13 protein-coding genes and 1 pseudogene are annotated in these 18,459 nt (G+C 71.8%); 8 read left to right on the top strand and 6 right to left on the bottom strand.

What is annotated here, in order from left to right; all coding sequences use genetic code 11:
- Positions 1-84 precede the first annotated feature (84 nt).
- The 3 genes and pseudogenes from V8690_RS15070 to V8690_RS15060 all read left to right on the top strand — a co-directional run bounded on the left by V8690_RS15070 (position 85) and on the right by V8690_RS15060 (position 5,830).
- A pseudogene (locus tag V8690_RS15070) lies at positions 85-3,803 on the top strand (ABC transporter ATP-binding protein).
- Between the two features lie 98 nt (positions 3,804-3,901).
- Positions 3,902-4,297, top strand: coding sequence for a hypothetical protein (locus tag V8690_RS15065; RefSeq protein ID WP_338779207.1), 396 nt, complete (start codon positions 3,902-3,904; stop codon positions 4,295-4,297).
- Positions 4,298-4,393: 96 nt separating this feature from the next.
- Positions 4,394-5,830, top strand: coding sequence for a S28 family serine protease (locus tag V8690_RS15060; protein ID WP_338779205.1), 1,437 nt, complete (start codon positions 4,394-4,396; stop codon positions 5,828-5,830).
- Positions 5,831-5,866: 36 nt separating this feature from the next.
- On the opposite strand, the gene V8690_RS15055 is transcribed toward V8690_RS15060, so the two are convergent.
- Both V8690_RS15055 and V8690_RS15050 read right to left on the bottom strand, forming a co-directional pair.
- Positions 5,867-6,523, bottom strand: coding sequence for a hypothetical protein (locus V8690_RS15055; protein WP_338779204.1), 657 nt, complete (start codon positions 6,521-6,523; stop codon positions 5,867-5,869).
- A gap of 111 nt (positions 6,524-6,634) precedes the next feature.
- Positions 6,635-8,470 (bottom strand): glycoside hydrolase family 3 protein, encoded by a 1,836-nt coding sequence (locus tag V8690_RS15050; protein ID WP_338779202.1) that lies wholly within the window; start codon positions 8,468-8,470, stop codon positions 6,635-6,637.
- Positions 8,471-8,970: 500 nt separating this feature from the next.
- Between V8690_RS15050 and V8690_RS15045 the strand changes: the two genes are divergently transcribed.
- The gene (locus V8690_RS15045; protein ID WP_338779200.1) at positions 8,971-9,600 is read left to right on the top strand and encodes a GNAT family protein; all 630 of its coding nucleotides are present in this window, start codon (positions 8,971-8,973) and stop codon (positions 9,598-9,600) included.
- A 145-nt stretch (positions 9,601-9,745) separates the two neighbouring features.
- On the opposite strand, the gene V8690_RS15040 is transcribed toward V8690_RS15045, so the two are convergent.
- From V8690_RS15040 to V8690_RS15030, 3 genes are read right to left on the bottom strand one after another with little or no spacing between them, the layout of a single operon-like run.
- Complete coding sequence (locus V8690_RS15040) at positions 9,746-10,543, bottom strand: sugar phosphate isomerase/epimerase family protein (protein ID WP_338785360.1); 798 nt, start codon at positions 10,541-10,543, stop codon at positions 9,746-9,748.
- Between the two features lie 35 nt (positions 10,544-10,578).
- A complete protein-coding gene (locus tag V8690_RS15035; protein ID WP_338779199.1) occupies positions 10,579-11,748 on the bottom strand; it encodes a dihydrodipicolinate synthase family protein in 1,170 nt (389 codons plus the stop codon).
- Complete coding sequence (locus V8690_RS15030; RefSeq protein WP_338779197.1) at positions 11,745-12,896, bottom strand: Gfo/Idh/MocA family oxidoreductase; 1,152 nt, start codon at positions 12,894-12,896, stop codon at positions 11,745-11,747. The genes V8690_RS15035 and V8690_RS15030 overlap by 4 nt, the downstream gene beginning before the upstream one ends.
- Positions 12,897-13,163: 267 nt before the next feature.
- Here V8690_RS15030 and V8690_RS15025 point away from each other — a divergent pair, with 267 nt between their 5' ends.
- Positions 13,164-14,213 carry a LacI family DNA-binding transcriptional regulator gene (locus V8690_RS15025; RefSeq protein ID WP_338779196.1) on the top strand — a complete coding sequence of 350 codons (1,050 nt, stop codon included), beginning with the start codon at positions 13,164-13,166 and terminating at the stop codon, positions 14,211-14,213.
- 551 nt (positions 14,214-14,764) lie between these two features.
- Here V8690_RS15025 and V8690_RS15020 read toward each other — a convergent pair.
- Positions 14,765-15,337, bottom strand: coding sequence for a dihydrofolate reductase family protein (locus V8690_RS15020; protein ID WP_338779195.1), 573 nt, complete (start codon positions 15,335-15,337; stop codon positions 14,765-14,767).
- Positions 15,338-15,548: 211 nt separating this feature from the next.
- Between V8690_RS15020 and V8690_RS15015 the strand changes: the two genes are divergently transcribed.
- The 3 genes from V8690_RS15015 (at position 15,549) to V8690_RS15005 (ending at position 18,426) form a co-directional block, all read left to right on the top strand.
- The gene (locus V8690_RS15015; RefSeq protein WP_338779194.1) at positions 15,549-16,481 is read left to right on the top strand and encodes a bifunctional helix-turn-helix transcriptional regulator/GNAT family N-acetyltransferase; all 933 of its coding nucleotides are present in this window, start codon (positions 15,549-15,551) and stop codon (positions 16,479-16,481) included.
- A gap of 44 nt (positions 16,482-16,525) precedes the next feature.
- The gene (locus tag V8690_RS15010; protein WP_338779193.1) at positions 16,526-17,329 is read left to right on the top strand and encodes a sugar phosphate isomerase/epimerase family protein; all 804 of its coding nucleotides are present in this window, start codon (positions 16,526-16,528) and stop codon (positions 17,327-17,329) included.
- A 272-nt stretch (positions 17,330-17,601) separates the two neighbouring features.
- A complete protein-coding gene (locus tag V8690_RS15005; protein WP_338779191.1) occupies positions 17,602-18,426 on the top strand; it encodes a prolyl oligopeptidase family serine peptidase in 825 nt (274 codons plus the stop codon).
- The last annotated feature ends 33 nt before the right edge of the window (positions 18,427-18,459 follow it).

Raw genomic sequence — 18,459 nt, 5'->3', positions numbered from 1 at the left:
CGGGATGAAAACAGCCTCCCCGGGCGTTGGTGCCTTCCGGCAGACCAGGACGACCGCAGACCAGGATGACCGGAGGGCACCCGCGTGACACCGCAACGGGGATGGGCACGACGACTGTGGGCCTATGCGTGGCGCCACCCGAAGGACGTCGTACTCGCCCTCGGCTCCTCACTGGCCGGCATGGCGGTCATGGCCCTCGTCCCGCTGATCACCAAGGTGATCATCGACGACGTCATCAGCGACCACACCCGCTCGATGACCACCTGGGCCGGACTCCTCATCGCCGCCGCGCTGGTCGTCTACGTCCTCACCTACATCCGCCGCTACTACGGCGGCCGACTCGCCCTCGACGTCCAGCACGACCTGCGGACGGAGATGTACGGGACGATCACCCGGCTCGACGGCCGCCGCCAGGACGAGCTGTCCACCGGCCAGGTCGTCGGCCGCGCCACCAGCGACCTCCAGCTGATCCAGGGCCTGCTCTTCATGCTCCCGATGACCATCGGGAACTTCATGCTCTTCCTGATCTCCCTGGTGATCATGGCGTGGCTGTCGCTGCCGCTCACCCTGGTCGCCCTGGCCGTCGCCCCCGCCCTGTGGTGGATCGCCAAGCGCAGCCGCATCCGGCTGCACCCCTCCACCTGGTACGCCCAGGCCCAGGCCGCCGCCGTCGCGGGCGTGGTCGACGGTGCCGTCAGCGGTGTCCGCGTGGTGAAGGGCTTCGGGCAGGAGGATCAGGAGACCGGCAAGCTCAGGAACGTCAGCCGCAGGCTCTTCGCCGGGCGGCTGCGCACGATCCGCCTGAACTCGGTGTACACCCCGGCCCTCCAGGCCGTCCCCGCCCTCGGCCAGGTCGCGATGCTGGCGCTCGGCGGCTGGCTCGCGGTGCGCGGGCACATCACGCTCGGCACGTTCGTCGCCTTCTCGACCTACCTCGCCCAGCTCGTCGGCCCGGTCCGCATGCTCGCCATGGTGCTCACCGTCGGCCAGCAGGCCCGCGCGGGCACCGAGCGCGTCCTGGAGCTGATCGACACCGAGCCGTCTCTCGAGGACGGCCGGAAGGACCTGCCCGCCGACGCCCCCGCGACCGTCGAGTTCGACGACGTCTCCTTCGGCTACGACTCCGACCGCCCCGTCCTCGACGGGCTCTCCTTCGAGATCCGCCCCGGCGAAACCCTCGCCGTCGTCGGCTCCTCCGGCTCCGGCAAGTCCACGGTCTCCCTGCTGCTGCCGCGCTTCTACGACGTCACCCGCGGTGCCGTCCTCGTCGGCGGCCACGACGTGCGCGAACTGACCCTTCAGTCGCTGCGGGCCGCGATCGGGCTGGTCCCGGAGGACTCCTTCCTCTTCTCCGACACCGTCCGCAACAACATCGCCTACGGCCGCCCGGACGCCACCCAGGGGGAGATCGAGCAGGCCGCCCGCGCCGCCCAGGCGGACCGGTTCATCAGCGAGCTGCCCGACGGCTACGACACCACCGTCGGCGAGCACGGCCTCACCCTCTCCGGCGGCCAGCGCCAGCGCGTCGCCCTGGCCCGCGCCATCCTCAGCGACCCGCGCCTGCTGGTCCTGGACGACGCCACCTCCGCCGTGGACGCCCGCGTCGAGCACGAGATCCACGAGGCCCTGAAGGAGGTCATGCGGGGCCGCACCACCCTGCTGATCGCCCACCGCCGCTCCACCCTGAACCTCGCCGACCGCATCGCCGTCCTGGACGGCGGCCGGCTCGCCGACATCGGCACCCACGACGAACTCCAGCGACGCTCCGCCCTCTACCGGCGCCTGCTCACCGACCCCGACGAACTGGGCGCGGTCTCCCCGGGCCACACCCAGCCGGCCTGCCCCAGGAGGACACCTCCGTCCGCGACGAGCTGGACGCCGAGTTCGACGCCGAGCGCGGGGTCACCCCACGGCTGTGGACCGGCGACCGCGAGCGCAAGGACCTCGCCCTCGCCGAGAGCCCCGCCACGCCCGAACTGCTCGCCCAGGTGGAGGCGCTGCCCCCGGCCACCGACGTCCCCGATGTCGACGAGGCGCGGGCCGTCCAGCCGGAAGAGTCCTACGGCCTGCGCCGGCTGCTGCGCGGCTTCCGGCTGCCGCTGCTGGTCAGCCTCGGCCTGGTCGCCGTCGACGCGGGCATGGGCCTGCTGCTGCCGATCATGATCCGGCACGGCATCGACTCGGGCGTCACCCAGGCCTCGCTCGGCGCGGTATGGGCGGCGTCCCTGCTCGCGCTGCTGACGGTGGCCGTGCAGTGGGCGGCCCAGGTCGGCGAGACCCGCATGACCGGACGCACCGGCGAACGCGTCCTCTACTCGCTGCGGCTGAAGATCTTCGCCCAGCTCCAGCGCCTCGGGCTCGACTACTACGAGCGGGAGCTGACCGGCCGGATCATGACCCGGATGACGACCGACGTCGACGCGCTGTCGACGTTCCTCCAGACGGGCCTGGTCACCGCCTTCGTCTCGGTCGTCACCTTCTTCGGCATCATGGTCGCCCTGCTGGTGATCGACGTGGAGCTGGCGCTGGTCGTCTTCGCGACACTGCCGCCGCTGATCATCGCCACGTACTTCTTCCGCCGGGCGAGCGTGAAGGCGTACGAACTGGCCCGCGAACGCGTGTCGGTGGTCAACGCCGACCTCCAGGAGTCGGTGTCCGGGCTGCGGATCGTGCAGGCCTTCCGGCGCGAGCGGGACGGCGGGCGGCGGTTCGCCGGGCACAGCGACAGCTACCGCCAGGCGCGCATCCGGGGCCAGTGGCTGATCTCCGTGTACTTCCCCTTCGTGCAGTTCCTGTCGTCGGTGGCGGCGGCGGCCGTGCTGATCGTGGGCGGCGCGCGGGTCGACGACGGGACACTGGCGATCGGCTCGCTGGTGGCGTACCTGCTCTACATCGACCTGTTCTTCGCGCCCGTGCAGCAGCTGTCCCAGGTCTTCGACGGCTACCAGCAGGCGTCCGTCTCGCTGGGCCGCATCCAGGAGCTGCTCCAGGAGCCGACGTCGACGAAGTTGGCCGAGGAACCCCGCGAGGTGCCGTCCCTGCGCGGCGACATCGCCTTCGAGGATGTGCACTTCGCCTACGGCGACGACGAAGAGGCACTCGGCGGCGTCGACCTGCGCATCCCGGCCGGGCAGACCGTCGCCTTCGTCGGCGAGACCGGCGCGGGCAAGTCGACCCTCGTCAAGCTCGTGGCACGCTTCTACGACCCCACCGGCGGCCGGGTCACCGTCGACGGCACCGATCTGCGCGCCCTCGACCTCACCTCCTACCGGCACCGTCTGGGGGTCGTCCCGCAGGAGGCGTACCTCTTCCAGGGCACCGTCCGCGACGCCATCGCCTACGGCCGCCCCGACGCCACCGACGCGGAGGTCGAGGCGGCGGCCCGCGCGGTCGGCGCGCACGAGATGATCGCCACCCTGGAGGGCGGCTACCTCCACGAGGTCGCCGAGCGCGGCCGCAACCTCTCCGCCGGACAGCGGCAGCTGATCGCCCTGGCCCGCGCCGAGCTGGTCGACCCGGACGTCCTGCTGCTCGACGAGGCCACGGCCGCCCTCGACCTGGCCACGGAGGCCCAGGTCAACCAGGCCACCGACCGCCTAGCGGGCCGCCGCACGACCCTCGTCGTCGCCCACCGCCTCACCACCGCCGCCCGCGCCGACCGGGTCGTCGTCATGGACCACGGCCGGGTCGCCGAGGACGGCACGCACGAGGAACTGCTCGCGCGCGGCGGGCGGTACGCCGAGCTGTGGCGGACGTTCATCGGCGCCGCGGAGCCGGAGGAGCCGGTCGGCGCGTCCCGCTGACGGCGTTTCGCCACGCTCGGGCAACCGTTCGACATGCGTCATGCGTCCGTACACCCGTACGTCGATGGTCGCGCACGACGCGGTACGGGAGGACGACAGTGGACAGTGGAGCGATACGCAGGCGGCTCGCGCTCGGCCTGGCCGTGCTGACCGCCTCCGGCCTGCTCGCCGTCGCGGCGCCGGGCGAGGCGCAGGCCGCCGCTCCCGCCGCCTACTGTCCCGGCCGCAAGGTCCGCACCCTGCCGTTCTCCACCGGAACCGTGGTCGTCTACAAACGCGGCGGCTACATCTGCGCCGTGGCCCTCACCAAGAAGCCCGGCGTGAAACAGAAGATGTCGGTGAGCGTGCAGGCGCGCGGCAACCGCCCGGTCGTCGACGAAGGCCGGTACTCCTACCACGCCGGCCCGGTGATGGTGCACGCCGGTCGCCGCTGCGTATGGCTGAAGGGCAGGGTGGGGCGGGGGTCGTTCAGCTCCGGCTGGATCCTGTGCTGACCCCCGGCGCGCACAGGGTTTTCCCTATGTCCCCTGGTGCTGGGGCGAGTTGGTCCGCTAGCTTCCGGCGCACATCTGTCTCACAGGGGAGTGCGCATGCGCAAGGCGCTCAGATGGCTGCTGGCGCTCACGGTGCTCATAGGCACACTGGGCACGGCGGGAGCGGCCACCGCCGCCGACGCCACCGGCACCGACGCCACCACCGACATCAAGGAAAGGCTGCTCTCCATACCGGGCATGAGCCTGGTCGAGGAGAAGCCGTACACCGGCTACCGCTTCTTCGTCCTGAACTACACACAGCCGGTCGACCACCGCAAGCCGTCGAAGGGCACGTTCCAGCAGCGCATCACCGTGCTGCACAAGGACGTCGCGCGCCCGACGGTCTTCTTCACCAGCGGCTACAACGTCTCCACGACGCCCCGCCGCAGCGAGCCGACCCAGATCGTGGACGGCAACCAGGTCTCCCTGGAATACCGCTTCTTCACCCCGTCCCGGCCCGCCCCGGCCGACTGGTCCAAGCTGGACATCTGGCAGGCGGCCAGCGACCAGCACCGCGTCTTCAAGGCGCTGAAGGGCATCTACGGCAAGAAGTGGATCTCCACGGGCGGTTCGAAGGGCGGCATGACCGCCACCTACTACGAGCGCTTCTACCCGCGTGACATGGACGGCGTGGTCGCCTACGTCGCCCCCAACGACGTGGTGAACAAGGAGGACTCGGCCTACGACCGCTTCTTCGCGCGCGTCGGCACCAAGGAGTGCCGCGACCGGCTGAACGCCGTGCAGCGCGAGGCGCTGGTGCGCCGCGAGCCGCTGGAGAAGAAGTACGCCGCCTACGCGCAGGACAACGGCCTCACCTTCAAGACCATCGGCAGTCTGGACAAGGCCTACGAGGCAGTCGTCCTCGACTACGTGTGGGGCTTCTGGCAGTACAGCCGGCTGAAGGACTGCGACCAGATCCCGGCCGACGCGAAGAACGCCACCGACGACCAGATATGGGACTCCGTCGACACGATCTCCGGTTTCTCCGCCTATGCCGACCAGGGCCTGGAGACCTACACGCCGTACTACTACCAGGCCGGCACACAGCTCGGCGCGCCGACGATCGAGTTCCCGCACATCGAGAAGAAGTACATCCGCTACGGCTACCAGCCGCCGCGCAACTTCGTCCCGCGTGACATTCCCATGAAGTTCCAGCCGCAGGCGATGCGGGACGTCGACACCTGGGTCCGGCACAACGCCCGCCGGATGCTCTTCGTCTACGGCCAGAACGACCCGTGGGGCGCGGAGCCGTTCCGCCTCGGCCAGGGCGCGAAGGACTCCTACGTCCTCACCGCCCCCGGCATGAACCACGGCGCCAACGTCGCGGGCCTCGTGCCCGAGCAGAAGGACCTCGCCACCGCCCGCATCCTCGACTGGGCCGGAGTCGCCTCCAGCGCCGTGCAGGCCGATCCGCAGGCGGCGAAGCCGCTGGCGAAGTACGACGCCAAGCTGGACAAGCGGGACACGCAGCGGGAGATGACGCTGCGGCCGTAAGGCCTGCGGTTCTTCCGTGGTGTCGCGCCCGGCTGCTCACAGTGGCCGGGCGCACCCCACGGGCCGGTCACCGCCGAGCCGGACGTACAGGGCCGTCGAGACGGGGCAGTCGGCGCGCCTGGCGACGGCCTCGGTCACCTTGTACTCCGGCTCCCGCTCGCCCTTCCCGTCGCACGCGGTCTCGCGGACCTGACCGTCGCCGGAGCTGTAGACGCAGTCGCCGACGATGGTGCGCGGCCCGCCCCCGCCGCCCGGGTCGCCCGGGTGCGGCGGCTGGAGGTTGCGCATACAGGCGTAGCCCTGCGGCACCGCCCCGTCGCCGTCCTCGTCGGACGCGGGCCGCTGTTCGCTGATGTGCAGCACGAAGTCCGTGGTCGCCGGGCAGCGCGGCCCGTCCCGGACCGCGCCGTCGTGCCGCGCCACGACCCGGGCCGCCGCCCGCTCACCGGCGCACGGCACCTCGGTGAAGCTCGTCGTACCGAACGAACTGCACTCGTCGACCGCGAGGAACACCGCCCCGTACCCCGACGGCCGGGTCACCGGCGGCGAGCCGGAGGCGTTCGTCGCCGACGCCGGCCCGCCCAGCCGGCCGTCCTCCGCGACACCCGCCGAGGGACTCTGGCACCCGGTCAGCAGCGCGCCGACCAGCACCAGCAGCCCCCACACCGCCCCCACCGAACTTCTCGCACGCATAGCCGTCCCCCCAGTGCCCCAGCCCAGCGTGGCCGCCGAGGCGGGCGCACGCCAGGCTCATGGGAGGGTTTGCGCACGTTGGGGGTGGTGCGCCCGGTCCATGACGTACGTCTAGTACGACAGCCCGTATCCGATCGGGTACAGCACCTGCTCCGGATCATCCGCCCGCTGCACCGGCACCGGGAGTTCTCCGCGTGGCTCCACCCGTCCCGCGATCACCCGTGCGGCGGCCCGCAGTTCGACGTCGGTCCAGGAGTAGGCCGCCAGGCACGCCGGGGCGGAGGGCAGCTGGGCCACGTCGTACGGATTACGGATCGAGACCGCCACGACCGGCCGCCCCGTCGCCACGAGCTGCTCGACCAGCGTCTTCTGGCTGCTGCCCGCCGTGACGTTGTACGTCGCCGCCACCACCGCGTCCGCGTCCCGCGCCGCCGCGACCGCCCTGGCGATGGCCGCCGCGGACGGGGCCGTCCCGGTCGGCAGGGCGGTGGCGGTGAAGCCGAGTCCGGTCAGCGCGGCGGCGAGCACTCCCGTCGGCGGTCCGGTCGTCCCCGACGGCGAGGCCGGATCGGCCCCGACCACCAGCACCCTGGGGTACCGGCGCCGGGACAGCGGCAGCAGCCGCCCCTCGTTGACGAGCAGCGTGGTCGTCCGCTCGGCGATCCGGTCGGCCGCCGCCAGGTGCGCCCGGGTCCCGACGGTGCGATCGACACCCTCGTGGCTGACGTAGGGCGCGCGGAACAGCCCCAGCTTCGTCTTCAGCCGCAGGATCCGCAGGATCGACTCGTCGAGCCGCGCCTCGGTCAGCTCGCCGTTGCGCACGGCCGCCAGGACCGCGTTCCAGGCGAGGTCCAGGTCGGGCGGGTTGAGGAGCTGGTCCACGCCCGCCTTCAGCGCGAGCACCGGCACCCGGTCGTCGCCGTACTTGGTCCGCACGCCCTCCATGCCGAGGGAGTCCGTGACCACGACCCCGTCGTAGCCGAGCCGCTCGCGGAGGATGCCGGTGAGGATCGGGCGGGAGAGGGTGGCGGGGTCGCCGGAGTCGTCGAGGGCCGGGACCATCAGATGCGCGGTCATGATCGAGTCGATGCCCGCGGCGATCGCCGCCCGGAACGGCGGCGCGTCCAGCTTCTCCCACAGCTCCCGGCTGTGCGTGATGGTCGGGAAGCCGGTGTGGCTGTCGACGTTGGTGTCCCCGTGCCCGGGGAAGTGCTTGGCGGTCGCCGCCACCCCGGACCCCTGGTACCCGGCGACCTCGGCGGCCACCAGCGCGGCCACCGCCCGCGGGTCGGCACCGAAGGACCGTACGCCGATGACCGGGTTGGCCGGGTTGACGTTCACGTCGGCCACGGGGGAGTAGTCCTGCCGGATCCCCATCGCCCGCAGCTCACGCCCCGCGATCCGCCCGAGGATCCGGGCATCGGACCGCGACCCGCCCGCGCCGACGGCCATGGCTCCGGGGAAGAGCGTCGCGGGCCTGCCCACCCGGGCGACGATCCCGTGCTCCTGGTCGGTGGAGATGAGCACGGGCAGCCCGCGCGGCAGGTCCAGGGAGGCCCGCTGGATGCCGTTGGACAGATCGGCGATCTGGTGCGGCTCGCGGGTGTTGTGCGCCCAGGCGAAGTAGATGATGCCGCCGACCCGGTACTTCGCGACGAGCTCGGCGGCCGTACGGACCCCGATCTCCTCCAAATTGGCGTCGATGTCGGCCTGGTCGGGGGCGGTGGCGGAGTGGCCGTACACCCGCATCACGAAGAGCTGGCCGACCTTCTCCTCCAGCGTCATACGCGAGACGAGGGCGTGGAGTCGCTCGTCGTCGGGGGCGCCGGCGGCGTACGAGGGCCCGGCCGCCGCGAAGGCGCCGGCGGCGCCGGCCGTGGCGGCGAGGACGGCGCGTCTGGAGGGCTGTGCGGTGTTTCCCGTGCTTCCCGTGCCGGTGTCGTGCACGTGCGCTCCTTCCGGAGGTGATCCGCTCGGATCCGCTGAAGGAAACTTCCAAGAGGCCAGCAATAACCGGGAAGTTTCTGCCAGTCAAGAGGACGCACAGTAACCGCACGGGGGCCGCCACCGGCGCGGTTGGAGGGGGACGCGCCGATGGCGGCGGTGCCGCCGGCCGCGGTACGGCGGAGAGGGTGGTCAGCGATCGCAGCCAGCAGCGAGGGCCGACACCGCACCGAGGTGACTCTCCGGCGGCCTGCGATTGGACGGACCGGATCCGGACCGGGTTCCCGGCGCGGGCCGGATTTCCGGAAGTCGGTACGGAAGGGGAAGCAGGAGCTCCACGGGGCGGGTGAGCCGACGAACGGCCCTCCGGCACCCGGCTCGGGCCTGCTCGGCGAACCTGCGGGTGCGTGATATTTCGTTCGACGGCCCGGACTGCGTACGGAAGACTCCCAGGGCTTGCAAGTGTTCTGACCGGTCCCACTTGACTCGAGAGGCGCCGCAGCGTGAGCTTCGCACTGGAAGGACCCGTCCTTGAGGGCACCTTGGTCCGTCTGGAGCCCATGGGCCATCGGCACGCCGCCGACCTCGCGGTGGCGGCGACGGAGGACCGGGAGACCTACGCCTTCACCTGGGTACCGGGCGCCGACGAGGTAGGCGCCTACATCGACGAGCAGCTCGCCCGCGCGGCGACGGGGCTGCTCGCGCCCTACGCGCAGGTCTCGACGGCCACGGGACGAGCGGTCGGCGCCACGGCGTACTGGGAACCACGCTCCTGGATCGCGGACGACCGACTCGACGCGGTCGAGGTCGGCTTCACCTGGCTCGCCCGTTCCGCCCAGGGCACGGGCGTGAACGCCGAGGCGAAGCTCCTCCTCTTCCGGCATGCCTTCGAGGAGTGGGGCGTCTCGCGCGTGGACCTGAAGACCGATGCCCGCAACAGCCGTTCCCGCGCGGCCATCGAGAGCGTGGGAGCCCGCTTCGAGGGCGTGCTGCGGAACTGGTCCCGGTCATGGGCTCCCGGTGAGGAGGGGCGGCTGCGCGACTCCGCGATCTTCTCGGTGACGGCACCGGAATGGCCGCGGTGCCGGAAGCGGCTGGAGGAACGGGTGAACGGGTTCCTCGCACGGTCGTAGGCACGACCGGCCGTAGGCCACGACCGGCCGTAGGCCACGACCGGCCGTGGGCCACGACCGGCCGTGGGCCACGGCCCCGATACGGCCGCTGCCCCGCCCGGGTCCGCGGGGCGGGGCGGGGCAGCGAGCGTGGCTCAGAGCCGGATCAAAGGGTGTGCTCGACGAACCTCGCCGCCGTCTCGGCCAGCACCTCCCGTCCGTCCCTCGCCCACAGCCCGTCGTTGAACAGCTCGACCTCGATGGCACCGGTGTAGCCGGCGGCCTCCACGTAACCCTGCCACTCCCGCATGTCGATCGAGCCGTCGCCGATCTGGCCCCGCCCGGTCAGCACACCCTCCGGGAGCGGAGTCGTCCAGTCGGCGAGCTGGAAGGTGTGGATCCGGCCGCCCGCGCCCGCCCGGGCGATCTGCGCGGGAGCCGTGTCGTCCCACCAGATGTGGTACGTGTCGACGGTGACCCCGACCTGGTGCGCCGGGAAGCGTTCGGCCAGATCCAGGGCCTGGGCCAGTGTCGACACCACGCAGCGGTCGGAGGCGTACATCGGGTGGAGCGGCTCGATGGCCAGGCGCACGCCGTGCCGCCCCGCGTAGGGGCCCAGTTCCGACAGGGCGTCCGCGATGCGTTCCCGCGCGCCGTGCAGGTCCTTCGAGCCGGCCGGAAGCCCGCCCGAGACCAGGACCAGGGTGTCGGTGCCCAGCGTCGCCGCCTCGTCGATCGCCCGGCGGTTGTCGGCCAGGGCCTGAGCGCGCTCCTGCGGGTCGATCGCCGTGAAGAAGCCGCCCCGGCACAACGTCGTCACCGTCAGACCCGCGTCCCGGACCAGCTTGGCCGTGGCCTCCAGGCCGTACGACTGGACCGGTTCGCGCCACAGGCCCACGTTCGTGATGCCCAACCGGCCACAGGCGTCCACCAGTTCCGGCATCGACAGCTGCTTCACCGTCATCTGGTTGATGGAGAAGCGCTCCAGCCCCGCGGTGCTCACTGGTCCACCCCGTACACGCTCAGCAGGTTCTTCATCCGCTCCTTCGCCAGCTTCGGGTCGGGGAACAGGCCGAGGCCGTCGGCGAGTTCGTACGCCTTCGCGAAGTGCGGGAGGGAGCGGGCCGACTGGAGGCCGCCGACCATCGTGAAGTGGGACTGGTGGCCGGCCAGCCAGGCCAGGAACACCACGCCCGTCTTGTAGAAGCGGGTCGGGGTCTGGAAGAGGTGGCGGGACAGTTCGACCGTGGGGTCCAGCAGGTCGCGGAAGCCCTGCACGTTCCCCGTGTCGAGGACCCGGACCGCCTCGGCGGCCAGCGGGCCCAGCGGGTCGAAGATGCCGAGCAGTGCGTGGCTGAAGCCCTGGTCGTCGCCCGCGATCAGCTCCGGGTAGTTGAAGTCGTCGCCGGTGTAGCAGCGCACGCCCTGCGGCAGGCGGCGGCGGATGTCGATCTCGCGCTGCGCGTCCAGCAGCGAGACCTTGATGCCGTCGACCTTGTCCGGGTGGGCGGCGATGACGTCCAGGAAAGTGCGGGTGGCCGCGTCCAGGTCCGTGTCGCCCCAGTAGCCTTCCAGCGCCGGGTCGAACATCGGGCCGAGCCAGTGCAGGACGACCGGCTCGGACGCCTGGCGGAGCAGGTGGCCGTAGACCTCCAGATAGTCCTCCGGTCCCTTGGCGACCGCCGCCAGAGCCCGGGAGGCCATCAGGATCGCCCGGGCGCCCGACTCCTCGACGACCGCGAGCTGCTCCTCGTACGCGGCCCGGATCTCCGCCAGGCTGTACGGGTAGCCGACCTCGGTGACCGACAGCTGGTCCGTGCCCACACCGCAGGCGATCAGGCCGCCGACCGACTTCGCCTCCGCCGCCGACCGGCGGATCAGCTCCGCCGCGCCCGCCCAGTCCAGGCCCATGCCGCGCTGAGCCGTGTCCATCGCCTCGGCGACGCCCAGCCCGTGCGACCACAGGTGGCGGCGGAAGGCCAGGGTGGCGTCCCAGTCGACGGCGGCCGGCGAGTCGGGCGACACGTCCGCGTACGGGTCGGCGACGACGTGCGCCGCCGAGTAGACCGTGCGGGAGGTGAAGGGCGTGCCGGGCGTCACCAGGAGCGGTTCGGTGCGCGGCTCGTACGTCCGCGACGCCCCGTTGCTGTCCGGGAGTCGGATGGTCACGGCTGGATCTCCGGTACGTCGATACGGCGGCCCTCGGCCGAGGACTTCAGGCCCAGCTCGGCGAGCTGGACACCGCGGGCGCCGGCCAGCAGGTCCCAGTGGTAGGGGGCGTCGGCGTAGACGTGCTTGAGGAACAGCTCCCACTGCGCCTTGAAGCCGTTGTCGAACTCGGCGTTGTCCGGGATCTCCTGCCACTGGTCGCGGAAGACCTCGGTGGCGGGGATGTCCGGGTTCCAGACCGGCTTGGGCGTGGCCGAGCGGTGCTGGACGCGGCAGTTGCGCAGGCCGGCGACGGCCGAGCCCTCGGTGCCGTCCACCTGGAACTCGACGAGCTCGTCGCGGTTGACGCGCACGGCCCAGCTGGAGTTGATCTGGGCGATGGCGCCGCCCTCCAGCTCGAAGATGCCGTAGGCGGCGTCGTCGGCGGTGGCGTCGTAGGGCTTGCCGTTCTCGTCCCAGCGCTGCGGGATGTGGGTGGTGGCGATGGCCTGGACGGACTTCACGCGGCCGAACAGCTCGTGCAGGACGTACTCCCAGTGCGGGAACATGTCGACGACGATGCCGCCGCCGTCCTCGGCCCGGTAGTTCCAGGACGGGCGCTGCGCGGCCTGCCAGTCGCCCTCGAACACCCAGTAGCCGAACTCGCCGCGCACGGACAGGATCCGGCCGAAGAAGCCGCCGTCGATGAGGCGCTTCAGCTTCAGCAGGCCGGGGAGGAAGAGCTTGTCCTGGACGACGCCGTGCTTGATGCCGGCCTTGTTCGCCAGCCGGGCGAGGTCCAGGGCGCCGTCGAGGCCGGTGGCCGTGGGCTTCTCGGTGTAGATGTGCTTGCCGGCGGCGATGGCCTTCTTGAGCGCCTCCTCGCGGGCGGAGGTGACCTGGGAGTCGAAGTAGATGTCCACCGTCTCGTCGGCGAGGACCGCGTCCAGGTCGGTCGAGACGTGCTCCAGGCCGTGCCGCTCGGCCAGCGCCTTCAGCGCGTGCTCACGGCGGCCGACCAGGATCGGCTCGGGCCACAGCACGGTGCCGTCGCCGAGGTCGAGGCCGCCCTGCTCGCGGAGGGCGAGGATGGAGCGGACCAGGTGCTGGCGGTAGCCCATGCGCCCGGTCACGCCGTTCATGGCGATACGCACCGTCTTGCGTGTCACGTCGTTCCCTTCGTACGCGGTCGTCGCGCCGCGTACGCCCGACTGGTGAGCGGTACAGCAAGCGCTTTCTATACAGAAAGAAGCTAGCCTCTGACAGCGGTCCGGACAAGACCGTGACCACGACGAGTTGTTCGAGGGGGCGAACAACCAGCGGGCGGGGGCTTAAGGTCTGCTCGGAACCAAGGCCACAGGTCTGTCGGAACCAAGGCCACAGGTCTGTATGTGTACGAGGGCGGACGACGAGATGCGCGACCGGAGGACGACGAGATGACGGTGACCCTGGCGGACGTGGCGGCCCGCGCGCAGGTCTCGCCCGCGACGGTGTCGCGCGTGCTGAACGGGAACTACCCCGTGGCCGCATCCACCCGGGAGCGGGTGCTGAAGGCCGTGGACGAGCTGGACTACGTGCTCAACGGGCCCGCGAGCGCCCTGGCCGCCGCCACCTCCGACCTGGTCGGGATCCTGGTGAACGACATCGCCGACCCGTTCTTCGGGATCATGGCGAGCGCCATCCAGGCCGAGATCGGCGGGCCGGGCGGCCGCGCGGGCGGGGAGAGACTCGCGGTGGTCTGCAACACGGGCGGCTCTCCCGAGCGGGAGTTGACGTATCTCACGCTGTTGCAGCGGCAGCGGGCGGCGGCCGTGGTGCTGACCGGCGGGGCGATCGAGGACGCGGCGCACCAGGCGGCCATGGACACGAAGGTGCGGAAGCTGACCGACGCCGGGACGCGGGTGGTGCTGTGCGGACGCCCGCCGGCGCCGGAAACCGGGGCGATCGCGCTGACCTTCGACAACCGCGGGGGCGGGCAGGAACTCACCGAGCACCTGATCGGCCTCGGGCACCGGCGGCTCGGCTACATCGCGGGCCCGGAGGAACGGACGACGACCCGGCACCGGCTGGAGGGACACCGGGCCGCGCTCGCCGCGCACGGCATCGAGGAGGACCCCCGGTGGACGGTGCACGGGCGGTACGACCGGCGGTCCGGCTACGAGGCGACGCTGGAACTGCTGCGGCGCGACCCGTCGCTGACGGCGGTCGTCGCCGCGAACGACTCCGTCGCGCTGGGGGCGTGTGCGGCGCTGCGCGACTCCGGGCTGCGGATCCCGGAGGACGTGTCGGTGGCCGGTTTCGACGATCTGCCGTTCAGCATCGACGCGGTGCCTGCGCTGACGACCGTGCGGTTGCCGCTGGCGGAGGCCGGGGCGCGGGCCGGGCGGATCGCGATGGGGCGGGAGGAGGCGCCGCCCGGGGGGATCGCGTCGGTGCGGGGGGAGTTGATGGTGCGGGGGTCTTCAGGGATGCCGCGGGTCTCCTGACCTCTGTGTTCCGGCCCGGCCTGCCGGCCCCGTCGAAGAGGTCGGACAGCGGGACGTGCAGGCGCCGAGGCGGGCGTGGACGCGAGTCGAAGCTGACCTGGGTCGTGTCGGTGGACGCCACGGTCGTGCGCGCTCACCAGCACGCGGCCGGGGCCCGCAGAAAGGGCCCCGGCCGGCGAACTGGCCGACCGCGCCGACCGTCGGTTACGCGGCGGGCCGACCACCAGGATCCACCCCGCAGGCGAGGCCCGCTGCCGCCCCTCGCGTTCTTTCTCACCGCCGGACAGGCCGGTGATGCGCTCGCCTTCACCGACGTCATGGCCCGCGTGCGCGTTCCCCGATGACGTGGTCGAGCGGTGCGTCAACCGCCTGAAGCAGTGGCGGGGCGTCGCGATCCTGCCACGGCAGGACAACGACCATCTACATCGCCGGGCTTCACATCGTCAGCACGTTCCTCCGGTCCGCGCGTTGATCCCACGCCAACCGGGCAGGTCCCTCCGACGAGTACACGCCCCGGGGACACGACGGCAGGGCGAGTACAGGGCGCCTTGTCAGCGGACGACGTCGAAAACGTTCTTCTGCAGACCGTTGGCGTAGACCTCGTGCTCGACGAGCCTCAGCTTCTGGGTGTCCTTGTCCGTGGCGCTGAAGAGCCGCTTGCCCGCGCCGAGCAGGAGCGGGAAGACGAGCAGGTGGTAGCGGTCGATCAGGCCGGCGTCCGAGAGGGCCTGGTTCAGGGAGGCGCTGCCGTGGACGATGACCGGGCCGCCCTCGGTCTCCTTCAGCGCGGCGACGTCGTCGAGCGAGCGCAGGATCGTCGTCTCGCCCCAGTTCGGCACCAGGTTGTCCTCGGTGAGGGTGGTGGAGACGACGTACTTCGGCATCACCTTGTAGTCGGCGAAGTCCTCCATGTCGGGCCACACCGGGCTGAACGCCTCGTAGCTGGCCCGGCCCATCAGCATCGCGGTGGCTTCCTTCTGCTCCCGGCCCTTGATCTCGAATGCCTCGGGGAGGAACTCGATGTCCTTGAAGGTCCACCCGGAGTTCCGGTAACCGGGCTCGCCGCCCGGGGCCTCCACGACGCCGTCGAGCGAGATGAAAGCGGTGCTGATCAGGGTACGCATCAAAGGTTCCTCGGTGTCTCGTGTCCGGTTGCGACAGGTGCCGGTGGGCGCTGCCGCCACTCTCGCAGCTGCGGCGCACCAACCGTCATCTCCGACTGCGGATCACGCAGAAACTCATCGGCCGTCACGCTGCCTGGTCCCGGCTGTCCTGGACGTCTAGGCTCGACTCACGGGAATATCTGACTGAGTCAAGCATCCGGGAGTTGTGGCCATGACCGTCCAGGACATCCGCTCCTTCAACCGCTTCTACACGAACGTCATCGGCGCGCTCGACTACGGCCGTCACCTCTACGCCCCCTACACCCTCACCGAGTCCCGCGTGCTCTACGAGCTCGCCCACGCACCGCGCACGGACGCCGCAGACCTGCGCGCCCAGCTGCACCTGGACGCCGGGTACCTGAGCCGCATCCTGAACAAGTTCGAGGAGGACGGCCTGGTCGAGCGCGGGCCGTCCGACACGGATCCGCGCCGCCGCAGTGTCACGCTCACCGGCCGCGGCCGGGAGGCCGCCGCGCTCCTCGACGAGCGGGCGCGCCAGACGGTCGGGGCGCTGCTGGACACCGTGCGGGCCGAGGAACGGCCGCGGCTGGCGGAGGCGATGCGGACCGTCCGGGAGATCCTGGGCCACGGCCGGGCGCCACGCTCCCAGGACGTCGTCCTGCGCGATCCCGCCCCCGGCGACCTCGGCTGGATCGTGCAGCGCAACGCCGCCCTGTACGCCGCCGAGTACGGGTGGAACGCCGACTACGAGGGCCTGGTCGCCCGGATCGTCGCCGACTACGCCGAGGACCACGACCCGCACCTGGAGCGGACGTGGATCGCCGAGCTGGACGGCCGGCCGGTCGGGTGCGTGATGTGCGTACGGGACGACGCCCCGGGGGCCGCCCGGCTCCGGCTGCTGCTCGTCGAGCCGGACGCGCGAGGCCTGGGCATCGGGGACCGGCTGGTCGGGGCCGTCGTCGCCTTCGCGCGCGAGGCCGGCTACCGCGAGGTGGTCCTGTGGACCAACGACGTCCTCGCCGCGGCCCGCCGCATCTACCAGCGGCACGGCTTCGTGCTGGTCGCGGAGAAACCGCACCGCTCCTTCGGCCACGACCTGGTCGGCCAGGACTGGCGACTGGATCTCCACGCAACACCCGAGTGACCAAGGGGAGTCGCCGGCGGGGGCGCCGGGTAGGGTCCGTCCACATGAAGCTGGCGTTCTCCACCCTCGGTGTCCCCGGCCTGCCCCTGCCCGACGTCCTGCGGCTCGCGACCGCTCACGGCTACCACGGCGTGGAACTGCGCGCCCACCCCGAGGAACCGGTCCACCCCGGCCTCGGCTCCGCCGAACGGGCCGATGCCGCGGCCGAGTTCAAGGGGTCGGGCGTAGAGATCCTGGGCCTGGCGGGCTACGCGCGGGTCGCCGCGCCGGGCGACGACGAACCCGTCCTGGCCGAGATCCGCTCCCTCCTCGAACTGGCCCGCGACCTCGGTGCCCCGTACATCCGGGTCTTCCCCGGCGGCGACCTGGACGTCCAGGCCCCCGAGGAGGCCGACGCGACGGCCGCCCGGCGCCTGGGCACGGCCGCCGAGTACGCGAACGACCTGGGCGTCCGCATCCTCCTGGAGACCCACGACTCGCACCGCACCGCCGCCGACGCGATGCGCGTCCTCGGCCTGGTCGGCCACCGCCAGGTGGGCGCGCTGTGGGACGTGATGCACACCTGGCTGGGCGGCGAACAGCCCTCGGAGACCTACGCGGCGCTCTCCCCGCACCTCGGCTACGTCCAGGTCAAGGACATCGCCTCCGCCGAGGACACGACCCCGCTGCCGCTCGGCGAGGGCGTCCTGCCGCTGGCCGAGTGCGTGGAGGTCCTCTCCCGGCACGGCTGGGACGGCTGGCTGTGCTGGGAGTACGAGAAGCGCTGGTACGAGTCGGCCGCCGAACTGCCCGGCCTGCTGGGGCCGGGCCGCGAGCATCTGAGCCGGCTGCTGAACGAATCGGCGTGACGGGGCGCGGGGCACCGGCCCGGAGCACCTGACCGGGCTCGGGCACCGGTGGCCTGCTCGCCCAGGCTGTCGTAGAGCATCAGATGCCCGCGCAGCCCTGCCGGGCTGCCGAGACGGCCCGTCCCCCGAAGCGATGTCCCCCCGAAGCTGTGACGAAGTGACAGGCGGCTGAGGACGATTACGGTCAGCCGGACGCCTCTGCCCTGGGCAGAAGCAGTGCCGTCGCCTCCGTCGAGCCGCCTACGCTCGCCCTCCCGACCCGAGGGAGAGACATGGAGACGATCACTGGTACCGCGGCCGGCGTACCGTTCACCGCGATCCCGCCGGCCGGAGCCGGCGACGGTCCCGCGCCGTTGATCGTGACCTGGCACATGCTGGACGCGCCGCGCACGGACGCGGCGTTCGCGGCCGCCCTGCCCATGACCGGAGTGCCTGCCTGGCGGGTCCACCTGGGCATGCCGATGTGTGGCGCACGAATGGTCGACGGCCGTGTCGACGCCGCCGTCCGACGTGCCCGCGAGGACGCGCTGCTGTCCTTCCTGGCCCCGTTCACCCATCAGGCCGCCGAGGAGTTCCCGGCCGCACTCGCCGCGCTGCGCGACCAGCTGCCGGTCGACGACGAGCCGATCAGCCTCCTCGGCGCGTCGCTCGGCGGAGCCGTGGCGTTGCGGTTGCTCACCACGCGCCGGATTCCGGTCCACTCGGTCGCCCTGGTCAACCCCGCCGTGCGGATCCGCTCCGCCGTCGAACGCGTCCAGGACCTCACCGGACAGGCCTACCGCTGGACCGAGGAGTCCACTGAGGCCGCCGACGAACTGGACTTCGTCGCCCGTGCCGGAGACCTCACAGCACACCCGCCGCTGCTGCTCGTCAGCGGTGAGCGGGACCATCCGGAATTCCGCACGGACGCCGCTGCCCTGGTCGGCGCACTGCGCGAGCGGTACGCGCACCCGGACGAGATCGAGCTGATCACCGTGCCGGACCTGGCGCACCCGCTGGCCGACGAACCTGGTCTGGAACCGGCTCCGCAGCTGCCCGCCACGAGGGCGGTCGACGAAGTCCTGACGCAGTGGTTCGGGCGGCGCCTCAGCCGCTGAGGACGAGCCGCTCGAAGGTCGACGGCCGCCGAA

It is taken from the genome of Streptomyces sp. DG1A-41 (genome assembly GCF_037055355.1).
In the GTDB taxonomy this organism is placed as follows: Bacteria; Actinomycetota; Actinomycetes; order Streptomycetales; family Streptomycetaceae; genus Streptomyces.
The sequence above is the reverse complement of the archived record's forward strand: the minus strand, read 5'-3'. Positions and strand labels throughout refer to the sequence as shown.

What these genes read in the sequence shown, in the direction of transcription:
- V8690_RS15060 (WP_338779205.1), top strand. Translation starts at nt 4,394, where the DNA reads ATGCGCAAGGCGCTCAGATGGCTGCTGGCGCTCACGGTGCTCATAGGC.
- V8690_RS15055 (WP_338779204.1), bottom strand. Translation starts at nt 6,523, where the DNA reads ATGCGTGCGAGAAGTTCGGTGGGGGCGGTGTGGGGGCTGCTGGTGCTG.
- V8690_RS15040 (WP_338785360.1), bottom strand. Translation starts at nt 10,543, where the DNA reads ATGACGGTGAAGCAGCTGTCGATGCCGGAACTGGTGGACGCCTGTGGC.
- V8690_RS15025 (WP_338779196.1), top strand. Translation starts at nt 13,164, where the DNA reads ATGACGGTGACCCTGGCGGACGTGGCGGCCCGCGCGCAGGTCTCGCCC.
- V8690_RS15020 (WP_338779195.1), bottom strand. Translation starts at nt 15,337, where the DNA reads ATGCGTACCCTGATCAGCACCGCTTTCATCTCGCTCGACGGCGTCGTG.
- V8690_RS15015 (WP_338779194.1), top strand. Translation starts at nt 15,549, where the DNA reads ATGACCGTCCAGGACATCCGCTCCTTCAACCGCTTCTACACGAACGTC.
- V8690_RS15010 (WP_338779193.1), top strand. Translation starts at nt 16,526, where the DNA reads ATGAAGCTGGCGTTCTCCACCCTCGGTGTCCCCGGCCTGCCCCTGCCC.
- V8690_RS15005 (WP_338779191.1), top strand. Translation starts at nt 17,602, where the DNA reads ATGGAGACGATCACTGGTACCGCGGCCGGCGTACCGTTCACCGCGATC.